Annotated in this window: 10 protein-coding genes; all 10 read left to right on the plus strand. The window is 66.9% G+C overall.

Annotated elements, in window-relative coordinates; genetic code table 11:
• Window positions 1-292 precede the first annotated feature (292 nt).
• On the plus strand, window positions 293-1,492 hold the full coding sequence (locus tag ACIQ6O_RS07555) for a sensor histidine kinase (RefSeq protein WP_396207167.1): 1,200 nt from the start codon (window positions 293-295) through the stop codon (window positions 1,490-1,492).
• Window positions 1,493-1,648: 156 nt separating this feature from the next.
• The gene (locus tag ACIQ6O_RS07560; protein WP_396207168.1) at window positions 1,649-1,972 is read left to right on the plus strand and encodes a hypothetical protein; all 324 of its coding nucleotides are present in this window, start codon (window positions 1,649-1,651) and stop codon (window positions 1,970-1,972) included.
• 86 nt (window positions 1,973-2,058) lie between these two features.
• Window positions 2,059-2,886, plus strand: coding sequence for a hypothetical protein (locus ACIQ6O_RS07565; RefSeq protein WP_396207169.1), 828 nt, complete (start codon window positions 2,059-2,061; stop codon window positions 2,884-2,886).
• On the plus strand, window positions 2,886-3,956 hold the full coding sequence (locus ACIQ6O_RS07570) for a hypothetical protein (protein WP_396207170.1): 1,071 nt from the start codon (window positions 2,886-2,888) through the stop codon (window positions 3,954-3,956). Before ACIQ6O_RS07565 ends, ACIQ6O_RS07570 begins: the two co-directional genes overlap by 1 nt.
• A gap of 219 nt (window positions 3,957-4,175) precedes the next feature.
• Window positions 4,176-5,219 carry a type IV pilus assembly protein PilM gene (gene pilM, locus ACIQ6O_RS07575; protein ID WP_396207171.1) on the plus strand — a complete coding sequence of 348 codons (1,044 nt, stop codon included), beginning with the start codon at window positions 4,176-4,178 and terminating at the stop codon, window positions 5,217-5,219.
• A gap of 19 nt (window positions 5,220-5,238) precedes the next feature.
• The gene (locus ACIQ6O_RS07580; protein ID WP_396207172.1) at window positions 5,239-6,003 is read left to right on the plus strand and encodes a PilN domain-containing protein; all 765 of its coding nucleotides are present in this window, start codon (window positions 5,239-5,241) and stop codon (window positions 6,001-6,003) included.
• Between the two features lie 7 nt (window positions 6,004-6,010).
• Complete coding sequence (locus ACIQ6O_RS07585; protein WP_396207173.1) at window positions 6,011-6,628, plus strand: type 4a pilus biogenesis protein PilO; 618 nt, start codon at window positions 6,011-6,013, stop codon at window positions 6,626-6,628.
• Complete coding sequence (locus ACIQ6O_RS07590) at window positions 6,625-7,128, plus strand: hypothetical protein (protein ID WP_396207174.1); 504 nt, start codon at window positions 6,625-6,627, stop codon at window positions 7,126-7,128. Before ACIQ6O_RS07585 ends, ACIQ6O_RS07590 begins: the two co-directional genes overlap by 4 nt.
• Complete coding sequence (locus ACIQ6O_RS07595) at window positions 7,125-9,329, plus strand: AMIN domain-containing protein (protein WP_396207175.1); 2,205 nt, start codon at window positions 7,125-7,127, stop codon at window positions 9,327-9,329. The genes ACIQ6O_RS07590 and ACIQ6O_RS07595 overlap by 4 nt, the downstream gene beginning before the upstream one ends.
• A 59-nt stretch (window positions 9,330-9,388) precedes the next feature.
• Window positions 9,389-11,021, plus strand: a 1,633-nt coding sequence (locus tag ACIQ6O_RS07600) for a YncE family protein (protein WP_396207176.1), incomplete at its 3' end; no start/stop codon positions are given.

Here is an 11,021-nt window from a genome sequence, read left to right on the forward strand (position 1 = left end):
CGGGCTGGGCGGCATCGGCGACGCATGCGAACGCCACGGGCTCGACCTGCATCATCGGCGTGGGGGCCTCGACCCCGGCCGGCCTGGCCGAGGGTGAGCCGGGCGGCGCGAGCTGCAAGTAAACGGCGTCCGCGCCAGAAAGGCTTCGCGCAGGGGCTACGGCGCCCTGCAGCAAAACCCAAGGAATCTGGTTGGGGGGAGGGGTCGGGCTTCGTGCTCGGCCCCTTTGCCTTTTCCTTGGAAACGCCGCTCTCGTATTGCCACCGGTGGCTTCCGGCGTCATCGTCATCGCGTGTCCGATACCAAACGCCCCAGTATTCACGACCGCCTTCAGCGCGTCTTCGTTGCCGCCAGCGCTGGGCTCATCGTCGCGATCATCACGACGATGTGGTTCACGGAGCAGCTGCCGACCGGTATCCGCTGGCCCATCGTCGCCGTACTCGTGTTCCTCGTCGCCCTGTTGTCGGCCAGCATCCTGCAACGCGTGGTGGCCCGGCTCATCGAAGAGCCGCTCGGTCACTGCGTGGCCGCGGCGGATGCGATCGCCAGCGGCGATACCTCGCACACGGTACCGTCCGCAAGCACCGAGGAGTTCCACCAGCTTGCCTCCAGCATCAATCGCATGACCGAGCAGATGGTGGCGGCCACACAGTCTCGCATGCGCGTCGAAAAACTCGCCACCATGGGGCGCATTGCCGCGGGTATTTCGCACGAGATCGGTAATCCCGTCTCGGCGATCGCCAATTACGCCCACGTGCTGCGTATGCGGACGACGGACGTGCCCGGTACCAGCGATCCCCTCGATGCGCTTGAACGCGAAATCACGCGCATCGATCGCATCATGCGTGGTCTGCTCGACTATGCACGGCCGCGCCGGCTCACGCCGAAGCCGATCGTGGTGGATGAGGTGATCGGTGATGTGCTTCGGCTGCTCGCCGATCAGGGGATCACCCGGCGCTTTCGGGTCATGGACGAGCTCGAGGCACCCGATGGCGTCGTGTACGCCGAGCGTCACGACCTCGAGCAGGTGTTTGTGAATCTGCTGCTCAATGCCGTGGATGCGATGGATCGTGACGGCGATATCTTCATCCGTTCCCGCATCAACGAGGCCACGGCGTTCGGCGAGAGCATCGAGAAACGGCGGACCGACCCGTTCCCCCAGAAGTGGGCGCACCGGCCGAGCAAGCGCGCGCTGACCTGGCTTTCCCGACCCGAGTCACCTGCGAAGTTCCTCCAGATCGTGCTCGCTGATTCCGGCACCGGCGTTGCCCCGGAGGATGCCGAGCGGATCTTCGAACCGTTCTACTCCACGAAGCAGCCGGGTAAGGGCACTGGCCTCGGTCTCGCTATTGTCGCCAGTACGATCGAGAACCTCGGCGGAACGATCTGGGTGCAGCGGGCGCGCGAAGGTGGGGCGGCCTTCGTGATTCTGCTCCCGCTCCATACGACTGGGCTACGCCCAGTCGCGGCCGACGCGGCCGCGTTGGCGTGATACAACCCACGATTTTTGGGTGACGAACGCTGGGCGCTGGCGATGTACGATGTCGCCATGCGCCCAGCATCGCATTGTCCCGCACGATTCCGCCGGCCCTCCTGTCGGCCGGTTCATCTTCGCCCTCGGCGCGGGCGCGTCCTCGTCGAGTGCTGCGTGTCCATGGTGTTGCTGGCCGGCGCCGGCGCGCTCATGCTGCTGGTCACCGCCAATACGGCGCATCTCGTCGACGAAAGCCGACAGCGCGACCTCGTCTTGCAGGCGACCGCCGCCCAGCTGTCACGCGCGGCGGCCACGCCGTGCCTCGTCACGGGGGGCATCACGCGCCAGCCCGTGGGCCCGCGCGGCCTGCTGCACATCGTCCGCACGCGTGCCAACGCGCTGCACACCATCGAGGTCGAGGCATGGTGGCAGCGCTCGGTGTTTGCCGGTAACGGCTGGCGCCGCCGCATCACGACGGCTGGCGGTTGGTGCCAATGACCAGGCAGTCGCGCGCGTCGTGTTGTTCACCGCGTTGGTCGCCGTGCCGCGCGCGGCCGCATGGCACGACGCTGGTGGAGTTGCTGGTGGCGCTGCCCTTGGCCATCACGCTGGCCACGATCGCCGCGATGCTGCTCGTGCGACTCGCCCACACCATTCGTGGGCAATCGAGTGCCCTCGCCACGGCCCGGGAGCTCCGTCAGATCGCGCAGGTGCTTTCCGCGGATCTCGCACCATTGGCTGGACGCCACCTGGCGGTCGTCAGCGATTCCCTCCTCCAGTTTCACGAACAACTCGGCGTCCTCACCCTCTGCGCGGCCCCCGACGCGCGGAGCATTATCGCAGCCGCTCCGCCAGGCACGACAGACCTCTGGGTTGGCGGGCTGCGACCGGGCGCCTCCGTTCGCATGTGGGCGGCCGTCGCTCCAGCGCTGCCACCGGATGCCCGGGATCGCGTGCTCGCGCGGCCCCCACAGACGCTCACTGCCGGCGGGTGCGGCACCGACCTCGGGCCGACGCGCCGGTGGCGCCTCATCCTGACCGATTCCCTCGCGCGAGCTGCGGCCGGTACGCCCATCTCGGTACACCGGGACGTGCGCTATCGCCTCTACCTCAGCAGCTCCAAATGGTGGCTCGGCAGGCAGTCGCGCGATGGCGCCCTTTGGGAAGCCATCCAGCCGGTCGCCGGTCCATTCCGCGCACCCGCCGACGGCGGCATGGAATTCACCGCGCGCGATTCGCTCGGCCTCCCGCTACCAATCGGGGAGACTACGCCCGACAGCGTACGGGGCAGGGCGGCGATGATCGAGATGGTCCTGTTCATGCACCGGCGAACCTCGACCCGTTTTGCCCGCTCGGCGGATAGCATCACCGCGGTGGCCCCGCTACGGGCCGACGCCTTCCGGCGTCACTGATGCGCTCACGTCATGGCCGATGGCGGGTCACTTCGCGGACCCGTGCCCGCGCTCTCACGCGCGGCTTCGTCCTGCCGTTCGTGCTGATCGCCATCACCGCCGCTTCCATGATGGCGTTCGCCATGACCGCCGAAGCACTGCGCGGGCTGTGGGGACAGCAGGGGGCCGCGCAGGGAGCCGACGTGGCCGGGGCGGCCGACGCAGCCCTTGCGCTGGCACTCGACCGCTACGTCGAGGACTCACTGTGGATACGGCCCCTGGGTGTTCCGCGAATCCGGACGGTACAGGTGAACGGGACCACTGTTGCCGTACAGTGGCAACGGCAGCAGCCGCTCGTGGCCACGCTGCGTGCCCGCTCACACCGCACCGACGGACGCCGTCTGAACGCCGCGGTGCGCGAGCACTATCGCGCGGTCTGGCTGGCACCACCACCTCTGCCCATCCCCGCGGCGCTGAGCACCAACGGGCCGGTGGTCGGGCGAGACGGGACACGCGTGTCCGGGGGCGACGTCGCCCTGCCCAATAGCCCGTGCGGTCCCGCCCGAGATACCGCGAGCATCGAGGCGATCGTCGCGCCCTCGGTTCGGGAAGAGGTGCCCGGCAGTTGGCCAAGTGCGCCCTCGCCCAGCGCCCTGCCACCGGCACTGCTGCGCGAGGCGCAGGCCGCTATTGAGGCCATCGGCGTTCGACTGCCCGTGACGGCAGCCGCTGTCACAGGAGGCCCGTTCCCGGTGTCACAGGGATGGACCGCACTCCAATGGCGCGGAAGCACCGTGTCGCTCGTTGGTCCAACCCGCTGGGATGGATTAGTTGTGGTCCGCGGAAATCTAGTGGTGAGCGGTGCTGTTGATGTGACGGGGCTGCTCGTTGTCGACGGACACCTCGATGCCTCCGCCGCCCGATTGTCCGTGCAGGGCGCCGTGCTCGCCGTCGATCCCCGTGCCAGCGGCGTGACCCTTGGCGCCCAAAGCCGCGTGTCCTACGACCGGTGTGCCGTGCAAATGGCCCTCGCCGCCGTCGCCCGTCCCACGTTGGCCCCGTTTTCTCTCTGGCAGAGCCTTCAGCGGTGATGCGGTACCGGTCAGAACGCCCGAGGGCATCGGCCGGGTGCCGGGCCTCCACTGTCACGAAGTGGGCCTGCGTACCCGCCTGCCTCCCTGCGGGGGGCGTTACCTCGTGAGGCGCGGGTCGTTTCAAGGGTGACATGCCTGTTTCAGGGCAGGTCAATCAGTCCCGTACACCGTGTGGAAGCGGGACACCGATGCATCCACTGTGCAACCCCCCGTCTTATGGCGCTCTTCGGCCGGAAGAAACTCACTGTCGGTCTCGACGTCGGCTCAGGGCTGGTGAAGGCCGTGGTCATTGACCACAGCGGCCCCACGCCCGAGTTGACGAAGGTCGTCATCACGCCGCTGAACGACACGGCGATCGTGGAGGGCGAAGTCATGGACTATGGCATCGTCGCTGACGCGATCCGGCAGACGCTCGCCGCAACGGGTGCGAAGACCAAGCATCTCGTCACCGCCGTGGGTGGCCGTGACGTGATCGTCAAGAAAATCCAGATGGAACGCGTCAAGGAACAGCAGGCACGTGAGCTCATGCGATGGGAAGCGGAGCAGCATGTGCCGTTTGACATGGATTCCGTCGAACTCGATTTCCAGGTGCTCGACCCCGATGGCGACGGACTCGACATGAGCGTGCTGCTCGTCGCGGCCAAGCGGGAGCTGGTGGAAGCGAAGCAGGCGTTGCTGATCGAAGCCGGCACGTCGCCCTCGGTCATCGACGTGGATGCCTTCGCGTTGCACAACGCGTTCGAGGCCAATTATCCCGATGCGATCGACGGAACGATCGCACTGCTCAACATCGGGAACGAGGCCACGAACCTCAATATCCTCGATGATGGTGTCCCCATTCTCACGCGCGACCTTGGCGTCGGCACCCGCCGGTTCCGTGAGGATCTGCAGCGCGAGCATGGGATCAGCGCCGACGAAGCCGAGGAGTTTCTTCGCGGCTACGACCGTCATCCCATGCTCGACGGTGTCGTCGCCATGCGCGGTGAGGAGATCGCCATCGGCATGGAGCGCGCGGCCACGTTCCTCGCGTCGTCACAGCGCAACTTCGGTGCGATTCGTGCCGTGTACGCGTGCGGTGGCGGGTCCCGCGTGCCGGGGCTGCTGCCGTGGCTGAGCGACCGCCTGCGCATTCCCGTGCAGCCCGCAAACGCGCTCGCCAGAATCGCGGTGCGTGAAGGCGCGCTTGAATTCCTGTCCACCGACGAAGTCGCCCCGCTGCTGATGCTGCCGGTGGGACTCGCCCTGCGCGTCGCGGCCTGAGCGCCGGAGGAATCGCATCATGATGCTCGAGATCAACCTCCTGCCGGGGGCAAAGAAGGGGAAGAGTGCCACGGGCGGGCTCTCCCTCGGTGCGACCCTCGCGTCGCTTGGCTCCAACATCCGGGATCCCTGGCTCATCGGCGCCGCTGCGTCAGTGGTCGTGTCGTTCGCCGTCGTCGGTCTCTTGTTCTCAGCCCAGAGCGCGCGGGCCACGGAGATCGAAGGGCGAATGGACAAGGCGGTGCGCGATTCGACGCGCTACGCCAGGGTCCTTTCGGCCCGTCGCAGGCTTACCGCCGAGCGCGACTCGGTCATGCGACAGTTGCAGATCATCCGCACCATCGACGACAACCGCTACAACTGGGCCCACATCCTCGATGAGGTCAGCCGGGCGCTGCCGGCCTATACGTGGCTGACGGTCATAGAGCAGACCACCAAGGCGCCGTTGCCGCCGGGCGTCGACACGTTGCCCGCGGAAACACAGGCCGTCGGTGCCGGGGCCGCTGCCAAGAAGAAGGCGCGTGAGGAAGCCATGGCCGACACGGTCAACGTGCATCCGCCGCTCGGCTTCCGCGTGGTCGGCCAGACCGTCGATATCCAGGCGCTCACGATGTTCATGCGTCAGCTCGAAGGGTCGCCCTTCATCCAGAAGGTCACGCTCTCCAAGTCGGAAATTGTCATCGTGGAAGGCAAGGACGTCACGCAGTTCGAGTTGAACGCCGAATTCGAAGTGCCCCCCCCGGGCGTCGTTCGCACGACGCCGCTCGTTGTCCCCGTTCGCTGAGTTCGTCATGGCCCTTCTCCCAACCAACCAGCGAGACCAGGTCAAGATGCTGATCGGCTTCACGGCCGTCGCGCTTGCCGTGCTCTACTGGATGTACCCGTACGCCTCGAAGAATGAGCAGCTCATGCTCGACGAGGCTCACGTGGCGGAACTCGACGATGCCAACCAGAAAGCCGCCCGAGAGTTCGCGGGTGGCAGCATCGATGAGCTCCGATCGCAGGCCGCTCAGAATCGGTCGGCGCTCACGGTGATGCGTCGTCTGGTGCCCACCGGCAACGAAGTGCCGGCGTTGCTCGAGGAAGTAAGCACCGCCGCGCGCCGCGCGGGGCTCGACGTGGGTGGCGTGGTCCCCGAGCCGGTCATCGCCGGGGAGCGCTTCGATACCTATCGCTACACCATCACCATCATCGGCGGCTATCACCAGTTCGGCGAGTTCCTCGCCAACGTGGGGTCGCTGCCGCGCATCGTCGCGCCGGTGAATTTCTCCGTTGTGGCCGGCTCCTCCAACCTGCAGCGCGGTCAGGTGCGCACGTCGGAGAAGAACGCGCTCGCCGCTACGATCACGCTGCAGACCTACGTCGAGAAAACGGCGCCCGCGCCGCGCACGAAGGAGCGGGCATCATGAACCGCCGAATCACCGTGTTCGCGCTAACCCTGTTCGCGTCGGCCATGCTGGCGCGCCCGGTTGAGGCGCAGGGCAAACCCACGACGGTGCGCGGCGAGTCCGCCGGCACCGTGGGGGCCCCGGCGCCGGCCGTGAAGGCCGAACGAAAGACCGTCACGCCAACCGAAATCACCATCGAACGCGAGTCCTTTGCGTACAGCGGGAGCGGTCGTCGTGATCCGTACAAGTCGCTCATGTCGAGCAGCGATGTCCGTCCGCTGCTGAGCGACCTCCGTCTCACGGCGGTGGCGTTCGATCCGGACGGCAACAACTCAGTCGCGATCCTTCGCGACTCGTACTCCAAGACGCAGTACCGCGTGCGTGTCGGGCAGCAGCTCGGCCGCCTGCGGGTCAGCGGCATTCGTCAGAAGGCCGTGCAGTTCTCGATCGAAGAATTCGGATTCAATCGGCAGGAGACGCTGCCGCTGAGCAGCGATACCACGAAAGTGAGGAATCCATGATGGGACCGACGACCGTTGCGGTGATGGCCGCGATGCTGGTGGGCGGCACGCCTGCCCCTGCGCCACACACCGCCCCTTCGGCCGCCACGGCCATCACCACGGACGACGCCGCGAATCGCGGCCGCGTCCGCGCCCTCGAAGTGGCTCCCGCGCCCAACGGGACCGCCATCGTGCTCGATGTGGATGCGGCCGTGTCGCTCAACCACTTCACGCTCGAGAATCCGTCGCGCCTGGTCGTGGATCTGGGCGGCGCGAGTCTCTCCATCCGATCGAATTACGACGGTCGCGCTCGCGGTGCCGTACGCAATGTGCGCCTGTCGCAGTTCCGCCCCGACACCGCGCGGCTCGTCGTCGATCTCGACGCGGCCCGCAAGTACACGGTGGAGCGTGACGGCAACAGCATCCGCATCAACATCGAGGCGGAAGCGCAGCAGTTCGCCCGCTGGACCACGGGGCGTCCGACTGGTGAGATGACATCGGTGGCGGCTGGCCGGCTCGAGTCGCCGGTCGCGGTACCGCCGAGCGCGCCCGCCGCCGCGGAAGCGGCGAAGGCGGAAGCCGTGACGAGCGACGCGCCGAAGGCCGAGCCGGTGTCGACGGTGATCAAGGGCGAGCCCCGGCACGATGCCGCGCATGATGCATCCGACGACATGCTCACGCCGCGTACGCCTGCCTCGCCCTCGGCGATCTCCGCGGCCCGCCGGCAACAGCAGAAGCCGCGCATCACGGTGTCGTACGACGGTACCAACATCCGCGACGTGATCGCCGCCTTCGCCACCTTCTCCGGCCGCACGATCGTGGTTGGTAAGGACGTGGAAGGTACGGTCACCGCCGATATCGCCGACAAGCCGTGGGACGTGGCCCTGCAGGCTATCCTGCAGTCGCAGGGGCTGGCGGCTACCGAGGATGCGAGTGGGATCATCTCGGTGGACAGCTATCGCAACCTCGCGTCGAATCAGGCGCTCGAACCGCTCGTCACGCAGATCGTCGACATCAACTATGCGAAGGCCGCCGTGCTCCGGAATACGGTGCAGGCGCTCCTCGCGCGCGACTGCACCGGGTTGAGCACCATGCAGAACGGCCGCGATCTCGGCATGCCGATGGGCCAGGCTGGCAACACGTCGCAGGGCAACCAGCCGCAGATGGGCGGACAGGGGTGCGTGGTGCGCGGCTCGGTGGCGTCCGACAGCGCCACCAACAAGCTGATCATCACGGAAGTCCCGTCGCGCCTGCCGGAAATCGTGTCGCGTATCCAGCAGCTCGACGTGCGCACACCGCAGGTGGCCATCAAGGCCAAGATCATCTTCGTCAACCGCACGGGTATCCAGGATATCGGGCTCGCCTACGACCTCGGGACCGGCAACAAGCAGTTCTTCCAGCAGCTCGTGCCGCGCACCGATCCGAACACGCTCACCAATATCGATACGGACGGCGACGGGGTGCCTGATGCGCGTGGCGGCGGCGCACCCTTCGAGGGTCCGGCGCGCATCGCCCTGGGCGGTAATGCGATCGCCGGCATCGCGAACGCGAATAACGCGATCAAGCCCAACGCGCTGAATCTCATCTACAGCACCGCGCTCGGCCGGTACCAGCTGACCGCGTTCCTCAACGCGCTGCAGACGTCGTCGCTCGCCGATGTCCAGTCGGAACCGAGCATCACGATCCTCAACAACCGTAGCGCCGAGATTTTCGTAGGTCAGGAAATCCCCATTCGCGTCATCGACGCCGGTGGACAGGGCGCCCAGGGTGGTCAGGGCGGTGGGGGGGGCGGCGGTGCCGCCGGTGGCGCGGGGCAGGCTCCCAATGCGGCTGCCTTCTTCCCCCGTGCCGCCGTGTCGAAGGAAGAAGCCGGTATCAAGCTGTCGGTGACGCCGCAGATCACGAACAACAAGATGGTGATGCTGAACATCAAGGCGGAGAACTCGAGCGCCGAGGTGTCGCAGACCGACGTGGGCGTGATCTTCAATCGTCAGCGCGCCGAGTCGCAGGTGCTGGTCGCCGACGGTGAGGCGGCGGTGATCGGCGGCCTGACGGTCACCGAAACCACGCGTTTCCGCAGCGGCATCCCGGTACTGATGAACCTTCCCTTTGTGGGCCGCCTCTTCTCGCAGAACACCAAGAACGAGACCAAGCGCGACCTGCTCATCCTGGTCACACCGCACATCCTGGACGAAGGCGTGACGCCGCCGCCGGGCCGCTGACGCGACGAGGAGACTCCCACATGATCTCAAACTCCCGGACACATCGGTCCCGCCGGCGCGTGGGTCTGGTCGCCCTCGCGGCGGCCGCGACCCTCGGCGCCTGCAGCGGTGACGAGGTGATCGATCCGCCCTTCGCAGACACCGTGAAGCCCCGCGTGTCCATCGCGAAGGGGCTGCCCGCGGCGGACTCGCTGCTGGCCGTGACGATCAATGCGAACGACAACATCGGGCTCAAGCGGGTGCGGTTGCTGCTCTCGGGCGGCATCACGGCCACGTATGACACCGTGATGACGAGCGCCGTGACATCACTGACGCTCGCGGTGAACGTGAAGGTGCCGTCCAACGCGCCGATCGGATCGACCGTGAACGCGCGGTCGGTGGCCATCGATGGCGCCGGCAACCAGTCCGATACGGCGCTCGTCGCGCTGACCGTCGGCAACCTCGAACCGCCACAGGCGATCATCACCAGTCCGGTGGCGGCGTCGCCGGTCGTGAGCGGCAAGGCCCTCGTGCTGTCGCTCTCGGGCAAGGCGCGCTACAAGGTCCGCACGCTCGGCTACCAGATCACCGGCGCGTACCGCTACAGCGATTCGCTTTCCTATAGCTCGCCGCTCAGGGATTCGCTCTCGATCCTCGACACGCTCACCATTCCGGACACGGTGAAGGGCGCCACGATCAATGTGACGCCGTTCATCACCGACTCGCTCAACCAGCGCGTGCTGGGCACGATGGTGGCGTACGCCGTACAGTCGCCCGCCACGTCGACCACCATCCCGGTGGTGCGCACGGGGGTGGCGCCGCGGGTCGAAGTGAGCGACACGGTGTTCGTCGAGGCGACCGACCCGGTCGGCATCAGCGTGATCGGTTATGAGGTGCGCACGCTCACCGGCCAGGTGCTGGTCGCCGACTCGGCGACGTCCACCGGCGGACTCACCACGCTGGTCCGGACGTTCAAGGTACGCGTCCCCGTGACGGCCTTCCCTACGTCCGTCACGGTGGCGGGGTTCGCCCGCAACGCCAACAACCGCCGGGACGTGGCCCGCTTCGGCAGCGGTGCGGTGCGGTCCGATACCGTACGGGTGGTGGCGGGCTTCACCAATCCGTTGCCAGGAGGGGGGCAGATCGCCGATGCGCTGTATGTACCGCGAACCGATCGGCTGTACCTCTCGAACATCGAGCGCAACTGGCTCGAAGTGTTCAATCTCGCCGATTCGACGTTTCGCGCCCCGATCGCCGTGGGCTCGCGCCCCTGGGGTATCGCCGCGTGGCCGCGCGACCGCGATGGCGTGATGGGGGATACCCTCCTCGTCGCCAACTCCGGTGGCACGAACATCAGCTACGTGAACCTCAATGCCGGCGTGACCGGTCGCGAGGTGTACCGGTATCCGCTGCCCAACATCATGGTGTACTCCATCACCAGCACCAGGGCGCAGGGAACCGACCAGATCATCACCCAGCGCACCGCATACGACTTCAGTGACCGTCCGCAGTACCTCGCGACCACGTGTGTGGCAGCGGCGGACCCCGGCACCCCGTGTGGCGACGTGGTGGCCGTGTATTCCACTACGCCCACGCCCGGCCAGAGTACGCCCTTCCCCAATCAGGGCACCATCCGCTGGGAGAATCTGCACAAGAATTCGTCGCACTTCTTCTTCGAACAGGCCATCGGCCAGTCGCAGAATCGTGCCGACA

Origin of the sequence: Gemmatimonas sp., assembly GCF_044345575.1 — a bacterium.
In the GTDB taxonomy this organism is placed as follows: domain Bacteria; phylum Gemmatimonadota; class Gemmatimonadetes; order Gemmatimonadales; family Gemmatimonadaceae; genus Gemmatimonas.

Bases quoted from the DNA above. Each gene is read 5' to 3' on its own strand.
- ACIQ6O_RS07570 (WP_396207170.1), top strand. From the start codon at position 2,886: ATGCGCTCACGTCATGGCCGATGGCGGGTCACTTCGCGGACCCGTGCC.
- pilM (WP_396207171.1), top strand. From the start codon at position 4,176: ATGGCGCTCTTCGGCCGGAAGAAACTCACTGTCGGTCTCGACGTCGGC.
- ACIQ6O_RS07580 (WP_396207172.1), top strand. From the start codon at position 5,239: ATGATGCTCGAGATCAACCTCCTGCCGGGGGCAAAGAAGGGGAAGAGT.
- ACIQ6O_RS07585 (WP_396207173.1), top strand. From the start codon at position 6,011: ATGGCCCTTCTCCCAACCAACCAGCGAGACCAGGTCAAGATGCTGATC.
- ACIQ6O_RS07590 (WP_396207174.1), top strand. From the start codon at position 6,625: ATGAACCGCCGAATCACCGTGTTCGCGCTAACCCTGTTCGCGTCGGCC.
- ACIQ6O_RS07595 (WP_396207175.1), top strand. From the start codon at position 7,125: ATGATGGGACCGACGACCGTTGCGGTGATGGCCGCGATGCTGGTGGGC.